Origin of the sequence: Streptomyces blattellae (assembly GCF_009709555.1) — a bacterium.
GTDB lineage: Bacteria > Actinomycetota > Actinomycetes > Streptomycetales > Streptomycetaceae > Streptomyces > Streptomyces blattellae.
In genome coordinates this window covers 55,002-78,323 of record NZ_WJBG01000225.1, presented here as the reverse complement: position 1 = coordinate 78,323, position 23,322 = coordinate 55,002, and the positions used below count along the sequence as shown (strand labels likewise).

19 protein-coding genes and 3 pseudogenes are annotated in these 23,322 nt (G+C 72.0%); 10 read left to right on the top strand and 12 right to left on the bottom strand.

The window, feature by feature from the left end; translation table 11 throughout:
- The first annotated feature begins 38 nt into the window (after positions 1–38).
- Positions 39–1,463, top strand: a complete 1,425-nt coding sequence (locus GFH49_RS32520; RefSeq protein WP_155059644.1) for a ketol-acid reductoisomerase — start codon at positions 39–41, stop codon at positions 1,461–1,463.
- Positions 1,464–1,487: 24 nt separating this feature from the next.
- Here GFH49_RS32520 and GFH49_RS32515 read toward each other — a convergent pair whose 3' ends face one another.
- Complete coding sequence (locus GFH49_RS32515; RefSeq protein WP_155059643.1) at positions 1,488–2,408, bottom strand: phosphotriesterase family protein; 921 nt, start codon at positions 2,406–2,408, stop codon at positions 1,488–1,490.
- A gap of 203 nt (positions 2,409–2,611) precedes the next feature.
- Positions 2,612–2,944, bottom strand: a pseudogene (locus GFH49_RS40675) (TetR/AcrR family transcriptional regulator); the annotation flags it as partial.
- 23 nt (positions 2,945–2,967) lie between these two features.
- Between GFH49_RS40675 and GFH49_RS40670 the strand changes: the two are divergent.
- Positions 2,968–3,259, top strand: a pseudogene (locus GFH49_RS40670) (SHOCT domain-containing protein); the annotation flags it as partial.
- 127 nt (positions 3,260–3,386) lie between these two features.
- Here the strand turns inward: GFH49_RS40670 and GFH49_RS32500 are convergent.
- Both GFH49_RS32500 and GFH49_RS32495 read right to left on the bottom strand, forming a co-directional pair.
- On the bottom strand, positions 3,387–3,890 hold the full coding sequence (locus GFH49_RS32500) for an ATP-binding protein (RefSeq protein ID WP_196218198.1): 504 nt from the start codon (positions 3,888–3,890) through the stop codon (positions 3,387–3,389).
- A gap of 183 nt (positions 3,891–4,073) precedes the next feature.
- Entirely contained in the window at positions 4,074–4,397 is a 324-nt protein-coding gene (locus GFH49_RS32495) for a hypothetical protein (protein WP_155059642.1), read from the bottom strand.
- A 368-nt stretch (positions 4,398–4,765) separates the two neighbouring features.
- On the opposite strand from GFH49_RS32495, the gene cds1 reads away from it, so the two are divergent.
- Positions 4,766–5,890 carry an L-cysteine desulfhydrase Cds1 gene (gene cds1, locus GFH49_RS32490; protein WP_155059641.1) on the top strand — a complete coding sequence of 375 codons (1,125 nt, stop codon included), beginning with the start codon at positions 4,766–4,768 and terminating at the stop codon, positions 5,888–5,890.
- A 238-nt stretch (positions 5,891–6,128) separates the two neighbouring features.
- Here the strand turns inward: cds1 and GFH49_RS32485 are convergent, their stop codons facing one another.
- Both GFH49_RS32485 and GFH49_RS32480 read right to left on the bottom strand, forming a co-directional pair.
- Positions 6,129–6,602: an SRPBCC family protein gene (locus tag GFH49_RS32485; protein ID WP_155059640.1), complete on the bottom strand. Its 474-nt coding sequence runs from the start codon at positions 6,600–6,602 to the stop codon at positions 6,129–6,131.
- 72 nt (positions 6,603–6,674) lie between these two features.
- Positions 6,675–7,505, bottom strand: a complete 831-nt coding sequence (locus tag GFH49_RS32480; protein ID WP_155059639.1) for a DeoR/GlpR family DNA-binding transcription regulator — start codon at positions 7,503–7,505, stop codon at positions 6,675–6,677.
- A gap of 341 nt (positions 7,506–7,846) precedes the next feature.
- On the opposite strand from GFH49_RS32480, the gene GFH49_RS32475 reads away from it, so the two are divergent.
- Positions 7,847–10,177 (top strand): hypothetical protein, encoded by a 2,331-nt coding sequence (locus GFH49_RS32475; protein WP_230396627.1) that lies wholly within the window; start codon positions 7,847–7,849, stop codon positions 10,175–10,177.
- Here the strand turns inward: GFH49_RS32475 and GFH49_RS32470 are convergent.
- The 4 genes from GFH49_RS32470 to GFH49_RS32455 form a co-directional block, all read right to left on the bottom strand.
- Entirely contained in the window at positions 10,147–12,582 is a 2,436-nt protein-coding gene (locus GFH49_RS32470; protein WP_155059637.1) for a right-handed parallel beta-helix repeat-containing protein, read from the bottom strand. The two genes, GFH49_RS32475 and GFH49_RS32470, sit on opposite strands and share 31 nt — an antisense overlap.
- 162 nt (positions 12,583–12,744) lie before the next feature.
- Positions 12,745–13,350, bottom strand: coding sequence for an Rv1733c family protein (locus GFH49_RS32465; protein ID WP_155059636.1), 606 nt, complete (start codon positions 13,348–13,350; stop codon positions 12,745–12,747).
- A gap of 182 nt (positions 13,351–13,532) precedes the next feature.
- A complete protein-coding gene (locus tag GFH49_RS32460) occupies positions 13,533–14,360 on the bottom strand; it encodes an MOSC domain-containing protein (protein ID WP_155059635.1) in 828 nt (275 codons plus the stop codon).
- 42 nt (positions 14,361–14,402) lie between these two features.
- Entirely contained in the window at positions 14,403–14,837 is a 435-nt protein-coding gene (locus GFH49_RS32455; RefSeq protein WP_155059634.1) for a DUF6643 family protein, read from the bottom strand.
- A gap of 289 nt (positions 14,838–15,126) precedes the next feature.
- Between GFH49_RS32455 and GFH49_RS32450 the strand changes: the two genes are divergently transcribed.
- The gene (locus GFH49_RS32450) at positions 15,127–16,389 is read left to right on the top strand and encodes a TerD family protein (protein WP_196218197.1); all 1,263 of its coding nucleotides are present in this window, start codon (positions 15,127–15,129) and stop codon (positions 16,387–16,389) included.
- A gap of 7 nt (positions 16,390–16,396) precedes the next feature.
- Here the strand turns inward: GFH49_RS32450 and GFH49_RS32445 are convergent, their stop codons facing one another.
- Entirely contained in the window at positions 16,397–17,572 is a 1,176-nt protein-coding gene (locus GFH49_RS32445; RefSeq protein WP_155059632.1) for a glycosyltransferase, read from the bottom strand.
- Between the two features lie 57 nt (positions 17,573–17,629).
- Between GFH49_RS32445 and GFH49_RS32440 the strand changes: the two genes are divergently transcribed.
- The gene (locus tag GFH49_RS32440) at positions 17,630–18,415 is read left to right on the top strand and encodes a glutamate racemase (protein WP_155059631.1); all 786 of its coding nucleotides are present in this window, start codon (positions 17,630–17,632) and stop codon (positions 18,413–18,415) included.
- Positions 18,416–18,520: 105 nt separating this feature from the next.
- On the top strand, positions 18,521–19,066 hold the full coding sequence (locus tag GFH49_RS32435; RefSeq protein ID WP_155059630.1) for a hypothetical protein: 546 nt from the start codon (positions 18,521–18,523) through the stop codon (positions 19,064–19,066).
- Positions 19,067–19,094: 28 nt separating this feature from the next.
- Here GFH49_RS32435 and GFH49_RS32430 read toward each other — a convergent pair whose 3' ends face one another.
- Entirely contained in the window at positions 19,095–20,159 is a 1,065-nt protein-coding gene (locus GFH49_RS32430) for an O-antigen ligase family protein (protein WP_408055977.1), read from the bottom strand.
- 240 nt (positions 20,160–20,399) lie between these two features.
- On the opposite strand from GFH49_RS32430, the gene lnt reads away from it, so the two are divergent.
- From lnt to GFH49_RS32415, 3 genes and pseudogenes are all read left to right on the top strand, one after another.
- Positions 20,400–22,010 carry an apolipoprotein N-acyltransferase gene (gene lnt / locus GFH49_RS32425; protein ID WP_155059628.1) on the top strand — a complete coding sequence of 537 codons (1,611 nt, stop codon included), beginning with the start codon at positions 20,400–20,402 and terminating at the stop codon, positions 22,008–22,010.
- Positions 22,011–22,068: 58 nt separating this feature from the next.
- A complete protein-coding gene (locus GFH49_RS32420) occupies positions 22,069–22,554 on the top strand; it encodes an NUDIX hydrolase (RefSeq protein ID WP_155059627.1) in 486 nt (161 codons plus the stop codon).
- 4 nt (positions 22,555–22,558) lie between these two features.
- Positions 22,559–23,271: pseudogene (locus GFH49_RS32415) on the top strand (SDR family NAD(P)-dependent oxidoreductase).
- Positions 23,272–23,322 lie beyond the last annotated feature (51 nt).

Below are 23,322 nucleotides of genomic sequence, written 5' to 3'. Positions count from 1 at the left end.
CTCGACGACGTACACCTCCCGTGTTCCCGCTCGAAACCATGGACGTCCCCGGTGGCACGGAGACCATCCTGCGCGGCGGCCGGCACCTCTTCCCGCCGCTCCCGAAAGCCTTTGCGGGCGTGCGCCGCATCGGCGTCATCGGCTGGGGTCCGCAGGGCCGTGCCCAGGCCCTCAACCTGAGGGACTCGCTGGCCGGAACGGACATCCGGGTGGTGGTCGGACTGCGCCCCGGCTCACGCTCGGCCGCCGACGCCCGCGCTCACGGCTTCACCGAGGAGAACGGCACGCTCGGCGACTGGCTCGCGGTGACCGCCGACAGCGATCTGGTGATCCTGCTGATCGCGGACGCCGCGCTCGCCGCCCACCACCTGACGATCTTCAACGCGCTGAAGCCGGGCGCCGCGATCGGCCTCTCGCACGGCTTCCTGCTCGGCCACCTCCGGGAGACCGGCAGCGACTTCCCGCCCGGACACCCGGTGATCGCCGTCTGCCCCAAGGGCATGGGCGACTCCGTGCGGCGCCTGTACCAGCAGGGCGCGGAGATCAACGGCGCCGGGATCAACAGCAGTTTTGCCGTACACGCCGACCCCGACGGGCGGGCCACCGACCTCGCGCTCGCCTGGTCGGTGGCGCTCGGCTCGCCGTACACCTTCCGTACCACCCTGGACAGCGAGTACCTCTCCGACATCGTCGGCGAACGCGCCATCCTGCTCGGCGCCGTCCACGGCATCGTCGAGAGCCTCTTCCTCCGCAGCCGCCTCGCCGGGGACGACGAGGTGACGGCGTACGAACGGTCCTGCGAGAACATCACCGGTCCCGTCGCCCGCACCATCTCGCAGGCCGGGCTGCGGGCGGTGCGCGAGGGGCTCGACCCGGCCGGACGGGACGTCTTCGACCGCGCGTACACGGCGACGTACGCACCCGCCCGCGAGATCATCGCGGAGATCTACGACGAGGTAGCCGACGGCACCGAGCTGCGCAGCGTCATCCTGGCCGAACGGCGGCTCGGCGCCCGCCCGATGAGCGAGATCGGCGGCTCTCCGATGTGGGCGGCGGGGGAGCGGGTACGGTCCCGGCGGGCCGAACGCGACCTGCCCGTGGACCCGTTCACCGCCGGAGTCTTCGTCGCCGCCATGACCGCGCAGGTCGACGAGTTCGCCGACCGCGGCCACCCCTGGTCCGAGATCGTCAACGAGTCGGTCATCGAGGCCGTCGACTCGCTGCTGCCGTACATGCACGCCCGCGACGTGGCCCACATGGTCGACAACTGCTCCCGCACGGCCCGCCTCGGCGCCCGCCGCTGGGGACCGCGCTTCCAGGCCGCATTCGAGCAGATCGCCTACCCGGCCACCCAACTCCCGGCGGACAAAGCTCTGTTGGCGGCTTTCGACACGCACCCCGTCCACGAGGCCCTGGCCGCGGCGGCGAAGCTCCGGCCGTCGGTGGACATCACCGTGGCCTAGTCGCGGGCGAGTCCGACGGGCAGGTCAGCCGTACTCCCCCGAGGACGGCCAGGCGAAGGCGCGGCCCGGATTGCCCGTCAGGATCCGGCCCACCAGCTCGGCGCCCAGCGCGACTTCGAGCCGCGGCCGTACGCGGCGCAGCAGATACGGCATGCCGGGGCCGCCGCTGACCGAGCGGGCGGTGGCGGCCGTCGTGTCGCCGCCGAGGAGGATACGGTCGCCGAAGCCGCCGTCCGCGAGGGCCCGGACCGCGTCCGGCATGCACCAGTCCGTGGCGTGGCCGGCGCGTGACGGCCCGTCAAAGGCGAGGTAGCAGCCGGTGGAGGCGGCCTCGCGATGCACGACGAAATCGGGGCAGCGGTTGAGATTGCCGAGAACGACCCGCTCCGGCGGTACCCCCAACTCGCCGCACAACACGTCCAGTACATCGAGCGCACCCGTGCCCAGCTCCAGATGCACGGCGATCGCCGCACCGGTCGCGTGGTGCGCCTCGGCCGCCGCGCCCATCGTCCAGCGGGCGTGCGCATCCAGCGCGTGGAACCCGCCCGCGACCTTGATGAACCCGGCGCGCACTCCCGACGTCCCGATGCCTTCGGTCAGTTCGGACACGAAGACGTCGGCGAGCCTTCCGCGCAGCTCGGCGAGCGTCCTGTCGTCGTAGTGGACGGCCTGGTGGAGCCCGGTCGCGGTGACGACGTGGATCCCCGACGCGCGGGAGAGCGAGGGCAGATCGGCGGCCCGCCGCCCCATGCCGTACGGCGTCCACTGCACCACGGCCGATCCGCCGGCCGCGCGGAACGCCTCCAGCTCGGCCCGCGCGGCCGAGGCGTCGTTCAGCTCCTGGCCGGGCAGCTGCGGGCTGTGGAGAAACAGGTGGTCGTGCGCGTCGACCACCCCCAGCTCCTCGGGGCGCACATCCCCCAGCACCGTACGGACCGCGGTCACCACTGCCGGCCTCGCCGCAGCCCGCGCCTTCCGGGCATGGCCGCCGCCAGGGCCGCGCCGCCCTCCTCATATGCGCGCCCGGTCACTTGGTGGGCCAGTGCGCCAGAAGTCGTATGGTGCATCGGTGTGGGCTCCTCACGGGGCTGGGGGCTGGAAACTCGGGGCTGAGGGCTGAGGGCTGGGGGCTGGGGGCTCAAGGGCTCCTATCGGGGAGCGAGCAGGCAGAGCAGTCCGCGGACACCGACGTCGAACGCGGCGGGCGATCCGGATGCCCGGACCAGCACGTACGCGGAGCCAGTCGAGCGTGTCGTCCACGGGTGCGCGCAGCTCGGGGCTGGAGACGACGTCCGGATCCATCGTCAGCCGGCCGATCGGGCAGCAGCGCAGCACATCGCGATCGTGCCGCAGATACGCCTCGATCCGCTCGTACGGAGTCCCCGGCCCGCCGAGTACTTCCCCGGCGGCAGCCGCATCTCCTCGGCCGTCCGCCGGATCGCGGCGAGCGCGAGGTCCTGCTTCCCCTTGAAGTGGTGGAAGCCCCCCAGGGAGATGAACCGAGATGCGGACCCTGGCGAACCGGGACGGCGGGCCCGGCCCGTGGATCCTCTTCTTCCCGCTGATCTGGGCGGCCGTCGTCGCCGGAGCGATCACGCTCCTGCGCCGCACCGTCCGGCCCGGCCGACATGGACCGTGGCGCCCGATGGACGACCACCGCCCATCCGGCGACTCGCCGAATCGCCATGCGCGGCCCGTGCTTGGCCTCCGGCGAGATCGACGAGGACGAGCGCTGGCGCCGAGGGTCCGTCCTGGACGAGCGGTTCGGCCGCAACGCGGGCAACGGTGGTGCGGCATCACGTGCAACTGGCGGTAGTGGCCCTCGTAGCCGGCCGCGAGGGAGTCGCAAAGACCGGCATTCAGTGCCCCCGCAGGTGATCGGGCAATTCGGCGCAGCGGTGCGAGCGATTCACCCCGGCGCCCTCAAACCCTCGCGTCAACCGTGCGCTCGACCTCCGCAAACACAGCCCCCGCCGTCTCGCGCACCACCCGCCGCGGCGGACACGCCGCTCTCGCCGACGCCCGCGCCGCCACAGGCGTCGGCAGTGTGAACCACACGACCTTGCCGGACTCCCCGTCCGGCCTTACGCCCCAGCTCTCGCTGACGGCGGCCACCATCGCAAGCCCCCGGCCACAGGTCGCGAGCGCGTCGGCGTCGCCGACCTCGGGAAGCCTCGGGTCATGGTCGTGCACCGAGACCATGAGCCGGTCGAGCAGCAGCTCTATCTCCACGGTGCACATCTTGTCGGGCTGCGCATGCTGGTGGACGTTGGTCAGCAACTCCGTCACGCCGAGCGCGGCCCGGTCGATCAGAGTGTCCAGATGCCAGTAACGCAACTGTGCCGATACGATTCTGCGGACCTGTCCGATCCGCGACGGCAGGGCTTGGAGCTCCACCGTGCAGTGTCTGCTTGGGTGACTGATCACGGCTGCGACTCCCCGACGTGAGGTGGGAAGAACACGAACGTACGGATCCAGCAGGATGCGTGCGTGAAACTGCGGCCTGCTGTCATGTGCCGGCGGGCTGGTTCGCAGTGTTATCGCCGGTAGACCCAGAGTGACGTGAGACCAGCGTGACGCAAGGGGCGCGGTACCGCAACTCTTGGTAGCTCAGCGATTACGCCCCGCAGCCCTGTGGACCGCCTCGATGAACCGGCGTGCCGCGGGCGGTCCCGGCTCGCCCGGCGCGGGGTCGTGGTCGCCGAGGGTCAGCAGGTACCGCTGGCCGTTGATGTCCGCCAGCGCCCGGTCCTCCGGTGCGAACCAGGGCCGGGACGCGCGCACCGCCTGGACCGGCGCGCTGTCGATCTCACTGCCGTAACTGGTGAGCAACTCAAGCCTGCCGCCGCTGATCCGGACCTGTCCGGCCCGGGTGAGCGAGCGCAACCGCTTCCCGATCCGCACACCCGTGGCCGTGAACTCCGGCTCCGCCATGCCGCCCCGCCCCCTCGTGCGCGTCGATGCCGGCCGTGATCCTGCGGATGCCGTGGCCGGCTCGTGTCGTGATCCAGTGTGCGGTCCCGTGCGGGTCCGCTCCGCGTCCCGTTCCAGACCGGCGTCCTCCCGGCCCGAGTTCCGTCCGGTGCAGTCTGCCCGCAGCCGACGCCGAGCACCAGTGCGCACGGCGGCTCGGCGCGGGCGCCCGGAGCACTTGCGCAAATGCGCCCCCGGGCCGCCCCCCAGGGTGGCCTTTGGGATGCTCAAAGCCGTGTTTATGCAGGTGAGAAGCGTGCGGAAGATGTCTATGCTCGGTGCGACGGCCGCGCGAACCGCCGTGGACGACAGCCGTGAGGAGCAGTGCCGTGAGCACCACCGAACAGACCCCGACCGGCGTGACCCTCGACGTCGACCGCAGCGATGCCGCCTACCGCGGCTGGCTGAAAGAAGCCGTCCGCAAGGTCCAGGCCGACGCCAACCGCTCCGCCGACACGCATCTGCTCCGCTTCCCGCTGCCGGAGAAGTGGGGCATCGACCTGTATCTCAAGGACGAGTCCACCCACCCGACCGGCAGCCTCAAGCACCGACTCGCCCGCTCACTGTTCCTCTACGGCCTGTGCAACGGCTGGATCCGGCCGGGCCGCCCGGTGATCGAGGCGTCCAGCGGCTCCACGGCCGTCTCCGAGGCGTACTTCGCGGGGCTCATCGGTGTGCCCTTCATCGCCGTCATGCCGCGCACGACCAGCGCCGAGAAGTGCCGCCTCATCGAGTTCCACGGCGGCCGGTGCCACTTCGTGGACGACTCGCGCAAAATGTACGAGGAGTCCGCGCGCCTCGCGGTGGAGACCGGCGGCCACTACATGGACCAGTTCACCTACGCCGAACGGGCCACCGACTGGCGCGGCAACAACAACATCGCCGAGTCGATCTTCCGTCAGCTGCGGCTGGAGCGGTTCCCGGAGCCCGCGTGGATCGTCGCCGCGGCCGGCACCGGCGGTACCTCCGCGACCCTCGCGCGCTATGTGCACTACATGCAGTACGACACCCGCATCTGTGTCGCCGACCCGGAGAACTCGTGCTTCTTCGAGGGCTGGACCACCGGTGATCCGGATGTCACCTGTGACCGCGGCTCCCGTATCGAGGGCATCGGCCGACCGCGCATCGAACCGAGCTTTGTGCCCGGCGCCATCGACCGGATGATGAAGGTGCCCGACGCGGCGAGCGTGGCGGCGGTACGCGCTCTGGAACGAGCCATCGGCCGCAAGGCGGGCGGCTCGACCGGAACGGGGCTGTGGAGCGCCCTGAAGATCGTCGCCGAGATGGTGGCCGAGGGGCGGCGGGGGAGCGTGGTGACGCTCCTGTGCGACCCGGGCGACCGCTACCTCGACAAGTACTACTCGGACGTATGGCTGGACGAGCAGGGCCTGGACGCCGCGCCGTACACGGCGGCGATCGAGTCGCTGCTGAAGACGGGGATCTGGCCGTGCTGAGCGGGCGCGCAGCCCGTCTGGCCGATCCGGCCTCGCGCTGAATGGGCGCATCGCTCAGTCGGAGGTCCGGCGTCGTCCGCAGCGGGCACACCGCCCAGCCCGCCGGCCCAGCGCCCTCCTGAGCAGACACGTAGCCCAACAGGCCGCTCCGCTGAGTCGGCGCACTGCCCAGCCGGCCGGTCCGGTGACGCCCTGCGTCGGCGCACCGGCCAACCGCCCGGCCCAGCGCCGCCCTGAGTCACCGCGCCGCCAGCCGCCGGTCCAGTGCCGTGACCGCGTCCCGGAATGCCCGGCCCAGGCCGGTACGGGCCAGCTTCAGCACCAGGCGGAACGGAGCGGTCCCGTCGGCGGCGAATGTCCACTGCACGCGTGTGCCCGTCCCGGTCGGCGTCAGCCGCCACTCCTCGACCAGGGCACGTGCCCCGGGCGCGTTGGTCTCGTCGATGCGATAGGCGTACACCTCGGGCCCCTTCGCGGCGAGGATCGTCTCCTGGAACCGCGTGCCGCCCCTGAGCCGGATCTCGCGCCCGGCGCCGTCGCCGGTGGGCCGGGCCAGTGTCACCGCCGAGAACCAGTCCGCCCAGCCCGGCACATCCTCGGCGAGGGCGGCGAAGACCGCCTCGCGCGGCGCGGAGATCTCCCGCGCGAAGACGAGACGTACCGGCGCGGAGCCGACGAAGTCGAGTTCCACCGGGCGCAGACGGCGAGCCATGGACGACAACCTCCTTCAGTGAGGCGGGTGTTGACCGGGCAGCCTCACCATAGCTGACGAACCGTCACATCGTCAGCTGTCTGTGTCCCCCTCGGGCTCCCCCGCCACCACGAGCCGACGCAGATGCTCCGCGACCTCCTCGCGTGCCTCGGCGGGCAGTCCCGCGTCCGTCACCAGCGTGTCGACCTGTTCCAGCGCGGCGAACGAACTCAGGCCCACCGTCCCCCACTTGGTGTGGTCCGCGACCACCACGACCCGCCGCGCGGACTGCACGAGCCGCCGGTTGGTCTCGGCCTCCGCCAGATTCGGCGTGGACAGGCCGGCCTCCACCGATATCCCGTGCACTCCGAGGAACAGCACGTCGAAGTGGAGCGCCACGATCGCCTGGTCGGCCACCGGCCCCACCAGCGAGTCCGACGGCGTGCGGACACCTCCGGTCAGCACGACCGTCGCCGCGCCCTGCCGCGGGCCCGAGGTGCGCTGCGCGGCGTGGAAGACATCGGCCACCCGCACCGAGTTGGTGACCACCGTCAGGTCCGGCACATCGAGCAGATGGTGCGCCAGCGCGTACGTCGTCGTACCGCCGGAGAGGGCGATCGCGGTGCCCGGCGCCACCAGCTTTGCCGCGGTCCGCGCGATGTCCTCCTTGGCCGTCAGCTCAAGGCCCGACTTGGCCTCGAAGCCCGGCTCGTGCGTGCTCGCCTCGACCACCGGCACGGCGCCGCCGTGCACCTTCTCCAGCACGCCCTGCCGCGCGAGCGCGTCCAGATCACGGCGCACGGTCATGTCCGACACGCCGAGCTTGCGGGTCAGCTCGTTCACCCGGACGCCGCCGCGACGCCGCACCTCGTCCAGGATCAGGGCACGCCGCTGCTCCGCGAGGAGGTTCTGATTCTCACTCACGTGCGCTTCGGTTCCTTTCGTCCAAGTGCCGTCCGACACGCCCCGCACACCCACCCCCAGCTCTCGACTCCGCTCGCGCCCGTGGGACCCGTCGACAAGCACATTCTCCCCGGTCCGAGCCGCGGATCACCCATCCTTGCACGGGTCGGCGCGGGGAGTGCCACCGACTGTCCTGTCGCACGCATGTCACTCGTGCACCATCCGTTGTCCTTCTGTCACCCGGATCGGGGAGATTCGGTGACAAGAGGTGTGCGGCCTCCGCGGAGCGGAGATCCTTACGCCCGCACGGACAGAAGCCGACGGCGCGTCACGGGGGAAGTGCGAGAACAGTGGAACGTGTCTTGTCCGACGGGGCGGACGGACCCGCCCAGAAGCCCAAGGAACCCGGCATCGCCCTGGAACTCCTGGTCCATGGAGTCGGCGGCGCCACGCCCGAGAAGATGCTGGACGACCCGCGGACGGTGCGGATCACCGGCGACGACACGGCAGCCGTCTTCCGGCGTGCCGACCACGCCGACGCGGAGACCAGCCCCCGCGACCACCCCGACGAACCGGTGCCCGAGGCCTACGTCTGGTCCAACCTCACCTCCGGCAACAGCGCACGCGCCCTCTGGCTGCTGTTGCTGCCGTTCATGGTGGTCAACCTCGCCCACTGGATGCGGCCCAGGGCCCGGGGCCACGACCGCAAGGTGCGGCTGTACGGGCTGCTGGTGCGGCTCGCCGGACTGACGCTGACGGTGCTGCTCGTCGCGGCCGTGTGCGAGGTCGCCCTCGACCTGACGGCATGGCAGTGCGCGGGCACGCGCGCGTGCGCCGAACGCCACTCCTGGCTGGGCTTCCTGTCACCGGTGGACGGCGGCTGGTGGAGCGCGCCCGGACGCCGGCTCGCGCTCCCCGCCCTGGTGCCCGCCGCGCTCACCGGCCTGCTGTGGTACCTCTCCCGCCGCACCTGGAGCGCGTACGAGTCCCAGCAGCCGATCCTCCGCCCCGTCGAGCCCGACGAGGACACCAGCCGCACCGCCCTCGGGCGGCCCGGCTTCTGGTACGGGCGGCGCCTGGTGGCCCGGCTGCGGGCCGCGCACACCGCGGCGGGCCTGCTGACGGTCGCCGCGGCGGTCGGCTCGGCGGCGGCGCGCTTCGACCGCGGGCCCGGCGGTCCCGCACTGCTCGACACCCTGGGGTGGCTCCTGACGGCGGCGCTTGCCGCCGGGGCGGCCGTCGTGCTGTGGGTGGTCTGCCGCCGGGGCCGCAGCGAGAACCGTCTCGACCAGGAACTCGACGAGCACCTCGTACGACGGCTGCCGCTCGCGGCGCTCGTCCTGCTCGTCCTCGCCATGGTGTACGCCGGTTGGGACCGGCCGGGCTGGGTGTCGGAGGGCCGGCTGCCGGGCGACGCGGCCTTCGGCGGCATCGCCCTGCTCCAGGGCCTGCTCGTCATCGTCCTGGCCATGGTCGCCCACCTGCTGTACCGCAGCCACCCCGACCCCCGCGCCGCGATGGGCGGCTTCGGCGGCCCCGCCGTCGCCATGCTGGCCTGCGCACTGGGCGGGGTGATGTCCGGCGGCCTGTCGCAGCGGGCGGCGGACTGGCTGGACGGTACGCGCGCGTCCATCCCCGGACCACCGGTCCTGCTGACCTGGCAGTCGTCCGTCATCCCGCCGCTGCTCATCGTCCTGCTGGTGTTCTGCGGCGTGCTGGCGTGGCGCACCTGGCGGCTGTGCCGCACCGAGTTGCGCGCGGTGCGCCCCGACCACCCGGACGACCCCCAGGACCCCACCCGCACCCGCCGTATCGCGAACGCCCGCGCCATGGCCACGCTCACCGACCGCGCGCCGCTCCTCGTGGCCGTCCTCTCCACCACGACGCTGCTCCTGGGCGCCGGAGCACTCGTCGGTGCCATGGTGAGCGACAAGGTGCCCAGCGCGGCCACCGAGCCGGCGCCCGCCTTCCTCCACAGCGCCGCCGAAACGGCACAGGCACTGGGCTCCTGGCTGATCAGCCTCGGCTTCATACTGTTCGTCACCTGGGGCCGGCGTGCCTACAAGGACGCCTCAGCCCGGCGGACCATCGGCATCCTGTGGGACGTCGGCACCTTCTGGCCGCGCGCCGCCCACCCCTTCGCCCCGCCCTGCTACGCCGAGCGTGCCGTGCCCGACCTGACCTGGCGCATGGCGACCTGGACCCGCGCCACCGGCGGACGGCTCGTCATCTCCGGCCACTCCCAGGGCAGCGTGCTCGCCGCCGCCGCGGCCTGGCAGCTCACACCGTCCGCACGCAAGCGGGTCGCCCTGCTGACGTACGGCTCACCCCTCGAACGCCTCTACGGCCGCTGGTTCCCCGCCCACTTCGGCCCGGCCGCCCTCAGCTCCCTGCACCACGATGTCGACTGCTGGCGCAACCTCTACCGGCTCACCGATCCGATCGGCGGCCCGGTGCGCCTGGCCGGCGACTGCGGCCCCGAAGTGGACCGCGACGCCCTCGACGACCCCCTCGCCTACGGCCGCACGGACACGCATCCGCTGCCCGCCCCCATCCTCGGCCACTCCGACTACCAGGCCGACCCGGCGTTCGCGGAGGAACGCGAGCGGCTGCTGGCCCGGCTGCGGCCGGAGCTGCCCGCACCGCGCCGGAAGGGCGAGACTCAGGGCGAGTCGGGCAGGTCCCCGGCGTAGAGAAGCGTCAGGTCGTCCGTGCTCGGTTCCTCGAACTGCGCGACCCGGCTCGCGTGCCGCTCCACCATCGCCTCGAAGGTCTGGCGTGCGGTACGGCCGTTGCCGAAGGCGGGGCCCTTGGGGAGCGTGGTGAAGTACTTCAGCACGGCCTCCGAGGCGCCCGGTGCCAGCCGGTACTCGTGTTCCTCGGCCTGCTGCTCCACGATGCGCAGGAGTTCTTCGGGGTTGTAGTCGCTGAAGGTGATGGTCCGCGAGAAGCGGGAGGCCACGCCCGGGTTGACGGACAGGAAGCGTTCCATCTCGGCCGTGTAGCCCGCGACGATCACCACGACCGCGTCCCGGTGGTCCTCCATCAGCTTCACCAGTGTGTCGATGGCCTCCTTGCCGAAGTCCCGGCCCGAGTCCTCCGGCGACAGCGCGTACGCCTCGTCGATGAACAGCACACCCCCGCGGGCCCGGTCGAAGGCCTCCTGGGTGCGGATCGCCGTGGAGCCGATGTGCTCGCCGACCAGGTCGACGCGGGACACCTCGACGAGATGGCCCTTCTCCAGGACGCCGAGCGAGGCCAGGATCTCGCCGTAGAGACGGGCCACGGTGGTCTTGCCGGTGCCGGGGGAGCCGGTGAAGACCAAGTGGCGTTTGACGGACGCCGCCTTGAGGCCCGCCTGCTGACGGCGCCGGCCCACCTCGATCATGTCGGTCAGCGCCCGCACCTCGCGCTTGACGCTGTCCAGGCCGACCAGCGCGTCCAGTTCACCGAGGACGGCCTTCGAGGTCCGCCTCGGCTCCTCGGACCGGGTGGCGGCGATCAGCGGCTCCTGCTCGGTGGTGCGCTGCCCCGGGATCGCCCCCAGCAGGCCCGGCGACTGACTGACCGTCTGCACCACCGTCTCCCGCGCCGCGGGCGGCGTGAAGCTCCCGCTCTCGTCGCTGTTGCAGTCCTCCACGACCGGACCGGCGCCGCCCGCCTCCGGGCCGGCGTCGGCGAACTCGTACCCGCCGCGCGCGCACCGCTCCGTACGGCACTTCTTCAGCGTCGTACGGCAGCCGTCGATCACATGGAAGCCGTAGCCGCCGCTGCCCGTCACCCGGCAGTTCAGGAAGCTGCCACGGCCGCCCGCCGACACATAGAAGCCGGCTTCCGCGGGGGAGCCGACCGTGCACCGCTCGATGGTGGGATCGGCGCCCTTGGTGACGATCACGCCGGTCTGCATGCCGTCCAGCGTGCAGCCGTTGAGGGTGCCGCCGCTGCCGTGGTCACGGAACCAGGCGCCCGTCGCCGCGTCCCGGATGCGGCAGTCGTCGAGCTGCGCGGTGGCCCCGTCACTCACCGAGACGGCCGTGTTGCGCACCTGGGAGATGTCGCTGTCGACGACGTCCGCGCGGGAGCCGCGGTCCAGGACGAACAGCGCGTCCGGTACGTCGTGCACCCGGCAGGAGTCGAGGACCGCGGTGGCGCCGTCGCTGACCCATACCGCTGGATAGTCGCCGGTGCTGTCGAAGATCTCGCACTGGTTGGCGTCCACGCGGGTGCCCGGGTCCCACACCGACAGGCCGTTGCGGCCGAACTGACGCACCGTCGTGCGGGTCAGCGTCAGCACCGAGCGCGAGCGCAGGTCGACCGCGTTCTCCGGGATGTCATGGATGCGGCAGTCGGCCAGGGTCAGTACGGCGTCCGTGTCGAGAGTGACGCCGTCGGCGGTGGTGCGGTGCACATCGCAGTCGGTGAGATGCGCCGTGGCCCGGCCGGTGACCTGCACGCCGCTGCCCCGGACCTCGTACACCTCACAGCCGACGGCCTCCAGCGCCGAGTTCTCCCCGGTCGCCGTCAGGCCCGCGCCCGACGTGTGGTGGACGCGGCAGCGCTCCAGCCGCGGGTGGGCACCCCCGCGCACCGCGACACCGGACTGGCCGGCCGCGACGACCTCGCACTCCTCGAACACCCCGCCCCCGCCGTCGAGTACGGCGATGCCGATGCCGGCCGGGTTGTCGACGGTGCAGCGCCGCACCGTCGGCCGGGCGCCGCCGCGCACCTCGATGCCGGCCGCGGACCGCGTGACGATCCGCACGTCCGACAACTCGGGCGTGCCTTCCTCTACGAGCAGCGCGGGCGAGGCCGCGTCCTGGCCCTCCACATGCAGGTCCTGGACGACCGCGGAGGCACGCACGGTCAACGGCACACCGTCCGCGGGCGCGATCCGGACGGACCCGGGGGAGCCCTCGGGTCCGCGCAGGGTCACCGCCCGCTGCACCACGAGGTTCTCCCGGTAGGTGCCGGGGGCGACGGTGAGGACGTCGCCGTCGGCCGCGGCCTCCAGGGCGGCGGCGAGCGATGCGTACTCACCCGTGCGGCGGCGCCACCGCGATGTGCCGGTGTGCGTCACCTGGACCGTGCCCTGTGCCATGGCGTTGCTGTGCCCCCACCTCGGTCGTACTGATGGCTCGTTCGCCTTCGGGGCGCTTCTGCCGCCCCTGCGGCTCGCGCGCGCGGGTTGACGCCGAAGAGAGTTCGGCCGGTCCACCGTAGCGTGCGCGCAGGCAGTGGGTTGACCAGAGCCGGAAGGCCGTCAACTGCCGGTGCCGGTCCGGCCCCAGTCGGGGCCCGCCCGGTCCCAGGCCTGGTCCCAACGGGCGTACCGGCGGCGGACCATGCGCCAGACGATCAGCCGCCGGGAGCCGTCGACCAGGCCTACGGTGATCAGGGCGGCGCCGAATCCGGCGAGGACCGCGTGCGTCGTGGCCGTGGCGGAGTCCAGGGGCCGGGGCACGACGCGGCCGTGGCTGTCCGTCCAGAGCATGAAGTGGTCGCCTGCTTGCGGATCTTCGAGATGGGCCGTGACCGGCCCGTGCTGCGCGGTGCCGTCCGGGGCGGTCCAGTCGGCGAGAACGCGACTGCGTATCTCCCCTGTGGACGAGATCTCGGGGTCGGCGTCCAGCGGGGAACTGTTCAGTTTGCGCACCACGGTGGCCGTCACAACGTGGCGCGACTCATGCTGTTCCCGGACCGATTGCTGGAGCGCGTCCTGAGCGACACCGCCGATCACGGCACCCGCCACGGGCGCCGCGACCAGAATGAGCAGCAGGGCCACCAGGGAGACCCAGGCCTCGGCCACATCGGTCGTGCGGCGCAGCGGATTGTGCCGCCAGCGCCAGAGTCCGCTGATGGTTCGCACGGTCCCGCACCCCCTTCCCGCTCCGTGATAACCCCGGCAGAGCCCTTCAGGCGGCGGCCCGGTCAAAGAGAGAGTGAAATCACCCCCGATCGGGCCTCTCATGGACTTCTTGCGAAATCCACCATCCCAACGCGCCGACCCCCGAGCCGAGTTCCCGCCCGCAGCGCGGCAGCGGATCTTTCTCAGTCCAGGATCCTGACCGGGTCGCCGACCCGGATCGTGCCGCGCGACAGGGGCACCAGGTTCTGTCCGAACACCAGCCTGCCGCCGATACGGCGGTGCCGGCCGAGGGTGTGGAGGGGCTCTCTGCCGCGTCCGGCGGTGCCCTGGTCGGTGGTGGTCACGACGCAGCGCCCGCACTTCTTGGCGGCCCGGAAGACGACCTCGCCGACGGCCAGGCGCGACCAGTCGTCCTCGGCCCAGGCGGCGGTGCCCGACACCACCGCGTTCGGCCGGAAGCGGTTCATGGGCAGGGGGCCCTCGTCCGGGTGGTCGCCCTGCGCGATCAGGGAGTTGAGGGCGTCGAGCGATGCGGCCGAGGTGAGCAGCAGCGGATAGCCGTCGGCGAAGGTGACGGTCTCGCCCGGCAGCGCGTACTCGGGGTCGACGGGCCGGCGGGTGGCCGGGGCGTCCATGTGCACGAGGCGCACCTGGGCGCCGAGGTAGTCACTGCACCAGGCGTGCGCGGCGGCGTCGGCGGCCGGGAACGCGTCGACCTTGTCGCGGAAGATCCCCATCGTCACCGCGCCGATGGGCTCCGGGACGGGAACGGTCAGCGGATCCATACCGGGTGCGGACAGCCGGACGCCGCCGCCGGGCAGCAGCTCGGCGGCAGCCAGCGCGAGACGTGGCTGCTGACGTTGCGTGACGACCTTTCCCCCGTCGTCGATCAGCGCCCAGCGTCGGTCTCCGGCCAGGCCCCAGGGCTCCACGACGGCCTCCAGGGGCGCCTGGCCCCGGACCGCCTTGACCGGATGAACATGAATCGACTGCAGCTGCGCGTTCCCCATGGGGACATCGTGCCAGCCGGCACCGACAGTCCCGCTGGAGGATCAGTAACCGCGGTACTGCTGGTTGTTGTACGGCTCCTGGTACGGGGCCGCCGGCGTGGGCCGGGGAGCCGCGGGGCGCATCGCCTCGTAGCCCGTGCCGGGAGCCATCGGGCGCGGCTGCTGCTGTTGCGGACCGGGATAGCCGCGGGGCGCGGACGCCTGCTGCGGAATGTAGGCCGCGGGTGCCTGCTGCAGCGGAGCCGGCTGCTGCGCCTGCGGGTAGCCGTAGGACGGCTGGGACGGGGCGGCCGGGAGGGCCGGGAGCGCCGACGGCAGCGCGGGCAGGTGGCTGCCCGGCATGTCGTACGCCGCGGGGACCCGGATCGGAGCGATCTGCGGGGTACCCCGCTCGGCGACGAGCTTGTCGTAGATCGGAGTGTCCGGGAAGGAGGCGGAGTAGTAGCCGCCGCCATAAGTGGAGCGGGGGGAGGTCATGGCACATAAGTTAAGCCCACGATGTGCTGGTTGGGGAGACCGATAAGAGGGTTGTTTTTCGTGTCGGCAGTGACGTGGGATCCCCAATGCGAGCGAACTCGGCAAAAAGGGGCAGCGGTCGGGGTTCGGGTCCCGTAAAGGCCGAGTTCCGAGCGGGTTACCGGCGGTTGTACAGCGATCTTCATGGGCGGCTCATGGGAGTTCGCCGTGCCGGGGAATAGGTTGGTCGGGTAGGTAGAGAGAACCCAATGGGCTGCCGGGGCGTGACGACCTGGCGCGGTGACTCGTGATGGGGGCGGACATGTCAATGCCTAAAGGATCGAATGCTCCGGTGCCGACGACAGCGCTGCGGGTCGAATTGGGCCGGCGCTCCGGCCCGGGCGTGCCCGACGCGGACGCGTCGGCGCTGCTGCTGGTCGGCGGAAAGGTCCGGTCCGACGCCGACTTCGTCTTCTACAACCAGCCGGAGCACTCCTCGGGCGCCGTGCGCCACGAGGGCAAACGGGACTCCGACGGCCTGGTGGTCGACAGTCTCCTCGTCGACCTCGCGCGCGTGGAGCCCGCGATCGAGACGGTGGTCCTGGCCGCATCCGTGGACGGCGGTACGTTCGGACAGGTGCCGGATCTCTACATCGAGGTCCGCGACGCCGCCCAGAACACTGTGGTCGCCCGCTTCGACAGCACGGGCGCGACGGTAGAAACCGCTTACGTGCTGGGCGAGTTCTACCGCCGCCAGGGCGCCTGGAAGTTCCGTGCCGTCGGCCAGGGCTACGGCAGCGGGCTGGAGGGCCTCGCCACGGACTTCGGTATCACGGTCGACGAGCCGCAGCAGGCCGCCGCTGCTCCGGCAGCGCCCGTCGCACCCCCGGTGACCGCGCCTCCACCCCCTCCTGCGGCACCTCCCGCGGCACCGGTCAGCCTCAGCAAGGTGACGCTGACCAAGGCGGCGCCCTCGGTGTCGCTGACCAAGCAGGGCGGCACCTCGGGTGCCATGCGCGTGAACCTCAACTGGGAGGTGCGCAAGCAGTTCTCCGGCTGGGCCAGCAAGCTGGGCCGTGCCGTCGCCATGCACTCCGACCTCGACCTCGACCTGTGCGCGCTGTACGAACTCACCGACGGCAGCAAGGGAGTCGTCCAGGCCCTGGGCAACGCTTTCGGTGCGCTGCGCCAGCCCCCGTACATCCACCTCGACGGCGACGACCGCACCGGCGCCGTGTCGAGCGGCGAGAACCTCACCGTCAACCTCGACCACAAACAGGCCTTTCGGCGCATCCTCGTCTTCGTGACCATCTACCAAGGGGCGCGCTCCTTCGCCGATCTGCACGCCACGGTCACCCTCACTCCGCAGCACGGCGCCCCGATCGACTTCTCGCTCGACGAGTGCACCGTCCCCTCGACGGTGTGCGCGCTCGTCCTCATCACCAACACCGGCAGCGACCTGGTCGTCCAGCGCGAGGCTCGCTATCTGGTTCCGGAGCGTGGGGTCAGCCCGCAGCGCACCGTCGACTACGCCTACGGGTGGGGCATGAACTGGACGCCCGGCAGGAAGTGAGCGGGCTTCAGCCTTCGTCGGCGACGGCGCCCGGACGTGCGTAGGTGCGGCCCTTCCAGGCGGCGCCGCGCCCCCGGTAGTGCTGGGCCGCGGAGTCGACCGTCATGAGCAGATACAGAAACGCGGTGAACGGCAGCAGCGGAGCGAGCCACAGGGGCTGCCGGTAGTAACGCAGCATCGGGACGTACGTCCCCGTCATCAGCAGCCACGCGAGGACACCGGCGACCGCGGACGCCGCATCGCCCACGGCCAGGCCGCAGACCAGGGCCACGGGCGGTACCAGATAGACCAGCGCGAGCCCCGCGACCGTACCGGCGAGCAGCAGCGGATTGTGCCGCAACTGCGCGTACGCGCTGCGCGAGACCATCCGCCACAGGTCGTGCAGCCGTGGATACGGGCGCACGCTGTCCACCCGCTCCGCCAGCCCCAGCCAGATGTGCCCCCCGCCGCCCTTGACGGCACGCGCCAGTGCCACATCGTCGATGACGGCGTGCCGGATGGCGTCCGGGATCCGCGCCCGCTCGGCCGTCTCCGCCCGCAGCAGTACACAGCCACCCGCCGCGGCCGCCGTCCGCGCCCCTTTCTTGCCGATCCGGCGGAAGGGGTACAACTGGGCGAAGAAGTACACGAAGGCGGGCACGACGAGCCGCTCCCACACACTCGCCACCCGCAGCCGTGCCATCTGGGAGACGACATCGAAACCTCCGGCCTGCGCTGCCGCGACCAACTCCCGCAGGCTGTCCGGGGCATGGGCGATGTCGGCGTCCGTCAGCAGCAGATACTCGGGATCACGCGCGCGTGCCAGGCCGATGCCATGACGGACCGCCCAGAGCTTGCCGGTCCAGCCCGCGGGTGGCTCGCCCGGCGAGGAGACGGTCAGCGGCAGCCCGCCGTGCCGCCGCGACAGCGCCCGGGCCGACTCTCCGGTGCCGTCCGCGCTGCCGTCGTCGATCAGGAAGACTTCCGCTCGTCCCGGGTAGTCCTGGGCGAGCAGCGACGGCAGACTCCCGGGCAGTACGGCGGCCTCGTCCCGGGCCGGGACGACGACGCAGACCGCAGGCCAGGCCTCCGGTTCGGGACGCGCCGGCAGGCGTACGTCCGTACGCCAGAAGAAGCCCTGGCCCAGCAGCAGCCACAGCCAGGCGACCAGTGATGCGGCGGCGGTCCACGCGATGGCACTCACGCGCGCAGTCTGCCCCACCGCTGCGGTGCCACACGGCCCATCGTCTATCGTGACCGGGTGAAGATCGCGCTCATGGACTCCGGAATCGGTCTGCTGGCGGCCACCGCCGCGGTACGGCGCCTGCGACCCGACGCAGATCTCGTCCTCTCCCTCGACCCGGACGGCATGCCCTGGGGACCCAGGACCTCCGAGGACCTCACGGAGCGCGCCGTCGCCGTCGCCGAGGCGGCTGCCGCCCATCGGCCCGACGCCCTGATCATCGGCTGCAACACCGCGACCGTCCACGCGCTGACCACCCTGCGCGCCCTCCTCGAACCCGGTATCCCGGTCATCGGCACCGTCCCGGCGATCAAGCCGGCCGCGGCCGGTGGCGGCCCCTTCGCGATCTGGGCGACCCCGGCCACCACCGGCAGCCCCTACCAGCGCGGTCTGATCCAGGACTTCGCCGACGGTGTGACGGTCACCGAGGTGCCCTGCTACGGCCTGGCCGAGGCCGTAGAACACGCGGACGAGGCCGCCATCACCGCCGCCGTCGCCGCGGCCGCCGCGCTGACCCCTGACGATGTAACGACCGTCGTCCTGGGCTGCACCCATTACGAACTGGTCGCCGAACGCATCCGCGCCGCCGTGCAGCGGCCCGGTCGCCCAACGCTCGTCCTGCACGGTTCCGCCGGAGCGGTCGCCGCCCAGGCGCTGCGCCGGATCGGCGAACTGCCGGCCCCGGAGGCCGCCGCCGACGGCACCCTGACGGTGCTGCTGAGCGGGCGCGAGGGCGCGCTGCCCACACCCGCCCTGGCCTACGAGGAGGGCAGGCAACTCCAGGCGATCAGCCCCGCCCGGTGACCGACAACCGCAGAACGGACGCCGGTGCTCCGGCGGGCCCCGCATGGCGCAGTCACCCTGTGCGACGCGGTAGCCGCACAGCGAAACCTGAGTAACCTCGTAGGTATGAGGGACCACCCCCATGACGCGAACGCCCCGCACCCCGATGTCTGGACCGGACGTGCCACGAACCGGATCCAGTGGCTGCTGGCGCTCGTCGGGGCGGGCTGCATGGCGCTCGGTATCGAGCTCGCCGTCGACTCGGCATGGACATCGGGCAACGCTCCGCTCGTCATGGCCGTCGTCGGCTGCATCGCCACGGGACTGCTGGTTCTCTTCGGCACCCTGGCCTTCGTCCACGTAGACCTGAGGCTCGACAAGGAGTGCGTCGAGGTCCGCTGCGGGCACATGGGCGTGCCCCGCCGCCGTATTCCGCTGGCCCAGGTCGCCGGCGCCGACTTCGACCCCCAGATCACCCCGCGGCACTGGGGCGGCTGGGGCTACCGCTGGCGGCCCGAGAAGGGCACCGCGGTCGTCGTACGGCGCGGCGAGGGCGTCGTACTGCGGCTGTGGGACGGTCATACGTTCACCATCACGGTGGACGACGCGGAGGCCGCCGTACGAGCCATTCGCGCCCGGCTGCGGCCGAGCGCGCCCGGACCGGTGCACTGACCTCACGCGCGCGGCCCGTTCTTCGGCCTTACGGCGCCAGGCGGTCACCGCGCGGGTGGGCGTCCCAGATCCGCTGGGGTGGCTCGTCGGTGAGGGGATGTGCCGTGGCCAGGCCCGCCAGCAGCCCCGCGCCCACGGACACGGCGGTGAAGCTCAACACGTTGCCGACCGCGGCGATCGCCGCCAGCGCGGTGAGCGCGGCGCCCGCGGTGAGCGCGACCGGTGTGGAGCGGGGAGCGCGCCACAACGCGTGGAGCACCCAGCAGAAGACCGCCGCCAGCAGGGCCACGCCGACCACACCCTGTTCGGCCGCCTGCTGCAGGAGCGCCGAGTGGGGTTTGCCGTCGGACAGCAGCGTCTGTGTGGCCGTCGTGCTGAGCTCTCCGAAACGTCCCGGGCCGACACCCCAAGCGGCATCCTCCCGGACCATGTGCAGGGCGTCGTGCCACAGCTCGATCCGGTGCCGGGTCAGCAGACCCTCCAGGGATGCGGCGAACCCGTCCGGCACCGCGTCCCCGGCCACAGCCCAGGGCACGCCCGCCACCAGGCCCGTCACCAGGGCCAGTCCTGCGATGCCCAGGCCGCGGTGCATCCGGCCTGCGGCGAGCGAGCACAGCAGCACCGCCACGCACAGGACGAAACCGGTGGTCGAGCCGAGGGCGGCCGCGGTCACCGCGATCCCGGCGGCCAGACCGCGCAGGGCGAGCCGCAGCGGTGGCGCCGACGCGGCCCACGCGGCGCAGCACGCGAAGCCGGCGGAGAGGGTCAGTACCGCGGCGGTGGCGCCGGCGTGACCGAGCGGCGCGATGATCTCGGGTCCGGGCGCCAGATGGGGAACGGCCACCGTGAGGGCCGACCCGGCCAGTGCCGCGGCGCAGGGTGCGGCGACCGGCAGCAGCGCCCCGCAGATCCGCCCCGCGGCATAGCCGGCCGACACCGCCAGGACCGCGAGCAGCACACCCTCGGGGCGGCCGCCGTGCACCGTCGCTGTGATCAGCGACCAGACCGCGCAGGCCCCGAGCACGGCGACACCCGCCGCGTCCCAAACGTTTCGTCTGTCGCCGGCCTCTTCCGGACCGGCCGCAGACGCTATCCCCGTGGAACCCACCCCGCCCCCCGAACCCGGTCCCCCGACCTGAGACGTGCCCCGGCCGCCCGGCCGCGAGCGGCCGCACGACGAAGGCTCCGGCACACCGTAACGGCTGGTGAACAATTTGTGGATGAGTTGCGCCGAGTTGTGCAGGAACGATGCGGCACCCGAGCTGGGAGAACGCCCGTACCGGCCCGTGGACCGCGCTGTCGGCGGCAAGGTCACCCGCCGTAGACTCCCGGAGTGACCGTCACCGCAACCTCCGTGGACGAGTCGGACCAGGGGCAGCCGCAGAACGCGTCCGCCTCGCGCCGAGCCCGACTCGCGCGCCTCGTTCCGGCCGCCGTCGCGGCGCTCTCCGGAGTGCTGCTCTACGTCAGCTTCCCGCCGCGCACGCTGTGGTGGCTCGCCCTGCCGGCCTTCGCGGTCTTCGGCTGGGTGCTGCGCGGCCGCAGCTGGAAGGCGGGCCTGGGCCTCGGCTATCTGTTCGGTCTCGGCTTCCTGCTGCCGCTGCTGGCGTGGACCGGTGTGGAGGTGGGCCCCGGGCCCTGGCTGGCACTGGTCGCCATCGAGGCGCTCTTCGTGGCGCTGGCCGGCGCGGGTATCGCAGTGGTGTCCGGGCTGCCCGGATGGCCGGTCTGGGCGGCGGCCGTTTGGATCGCCTCGGAGGCGGCACGCGCGCGGGTGCCGTTCCAAGGCTTCCCCTGGGGCAAGATCGCGTTCGGTCAGGCCGACGGGATCTTCCTGTCGCTCGCCGCGGTCGGCGGCACCCCGGTGCTCGGCTTCGCGGTCGTCCTGTGCGGCTTCGGTCTGTTCGAGGTCGTACGCCTGGCGCTGGAGGGCCGGCGCACCCGCGCCGTCCAGCGGGGCGCCGCGGCCGCGGCGCTGCTGAGCTTCGCCGTCCCGGTGATCGGGGCCGTGGCCGCCCGGCCGCTGGTCAGCGACAAGGCCGAGGACGGCACCGCGACCGTCGCCGTGATCCAGGGCAACGTGCCCCAGGCCGGGCTGGAGTTCAACGCCCAGCGGCGGGCGGTGCTCGACTACCACGCGCGGGAGACGGAGCGGCTGGCCGCCGAAGTCAAGGCGGGCAAGGTCGCCCAGCCCGACTTCGTGCTGTGGCCCGAGAACTCCTCGGACATCGACCCGTTCGCCAACCCCGACGCCCGCGCGGTCATCGACCGGGCGGCCAAGGCCATCGGCGTCCCCATATCGGTCGGCGGCGTCGTCGAACGGGACGGCAAGCTCCTCAACGAGCAGATCCTGTGGGACCCGGTCAGGGGACCGATCGACACCTACGACAAGCGGCAGATCCAGCCGTTCGGCGAGTACCTGCCGCTGCGCTCGCTCATCGGGGCCATCAACAGCGAATGGACGAGCATGGTCCGCCAGGACTTCAGCCGGGGCAGCGAGCCCGGCGTGTTCACCATGGACGGCACCAAGGTCGGCCTGGTCACCTGCTACGAAGCCGCCTTCGACTGGGCCGTACGCTCCGAGGTCACCGACGGCGCACAGCTGATCTCCGTACCGAGCAATAACGCGACCTTCGACCGCAGCGAGATGACCTACCAGCAACTCGCCATGTCCCGTGTCCGGGCCGTCGAGCACAGCCGGACCGTCACCGTGCCGGTGACCAGCGGGGTGAGCGCGATCATCATGCCGGACGGCAAGGTCACTCAGAAGACGGGCATGTTCGTCGCCGACTCGCTGGTCCAGGAGGTGCCGCTGCGCTCCTCCGAGACGCCTGCCACGAAGCTGGGCATCCTGCCGGAGATCGCCCTGGTGGTGATCGCCGCGGGCGGGCTCGGCTGGGCCGTCGGGGCCGGTGTGCGCGGGCGACGCGCTGGCGAGGTGTAGTCGTACGCCGTCGTAACTCCCCCTGGGCGAGCCGGCAGTCCCGTTAGGGTTCGGTCGTATGGCTACTCCTGACTTCATCCGCACGATCCGGGCCTCGGCCGGCCAACAGCTGCTGTGGCTCCCCGGAGTGACCGCCATCGTCTTCGACGACGAGGGCAGAGTGCTGCTGGGCCGTCGCACCGACACCCTCAGGTGGTCGGTGATCGGCGGCATCCCGGATCCGGGGGAGCAGCCCGCGGCCTGCGCGGTGCGGGAGGTCCAGGAGGAGACCGCCGTGCGATGCGTCGCCGAGCGGGTCGTGCTCGTCCAGGCGCTGGATCCGGTCACCTACGACAACGGCGACATCTGCCAGTACATGGACATCACCTTCCGCTGCCGGGCCGTCGGCGGTGAGGCGCGGGTCAACGACGACGAGTCGCTGGAGGTGGGGTGGTTCGACGTGGACGCCCTGCCCGAGCTGAACGAGTTCGGACTGCTGCGGATCAAACAGGCACTGTCCGACGCAGACGCACCCACATGGTTCGACCCCATGAGTTCCGGCTGAAGTATTGATTCCGAGCCCATGCAGCGGGGCGTGGGCGCCGCCTAGGGTCGTGCCATGGCGGGTAGCGGCGCCCTCACGCGGCATCGGCAGCGCCTGCGCGCTACGGCTTTCGGCGGCCGGGGCCACGGTGAAAGCGGTCGACCCGGACGCCGAGGGCCTGGAGTCACTCGCCGAAGGGGCCCGGGACCTGGTCGGCACGGTCGAGCCGCACGTCCTCGACCTCACCGACCTGGGCGCCGCCGAACAGGCCGCGGCGGGCACGCACGTCCTCGTCAACACCGCCGGGCTGCAACTCGTCCGCCCCATTGAGGAGTTCCCGCCCGACGTCTTCCACACGGTACTCACCGCGATGCTGGAGGCCTTTTTCCGGCTCATCCGCGGCGCGCTGCCCCATATGTACGGGCAGGGCCGGGGCCGCATCGTGAATGTGTCCTCCGTCCATGGGCTGCGCGCCCCGGCTTTCAAGTCGGCCTATGTGGCCGCCAAACATGGACTGGAAGGACTGTCCAAGACCACGGCCCTCGAAGGCGCGGCACATGGAGTCACCTCGAACTGCGTGTGTCCCACCTGAGTGCGCACCCCACACGGCTGATCGAACCGGAGGAGGTGGCTGTGGCTGTGGCTGTGGCCGTGGCCGTGGCGTATCCGTGCGGTCCGCAGGCGTCCTTCGTCACGGGCACGTCCCTTGTCCTCGACGGCGGCTGGATCGCCCACTGAGCGGGCCCGGTGCCGCGGGCCCGCCTGGTTGTCCACAGGGCTGACGGGCCG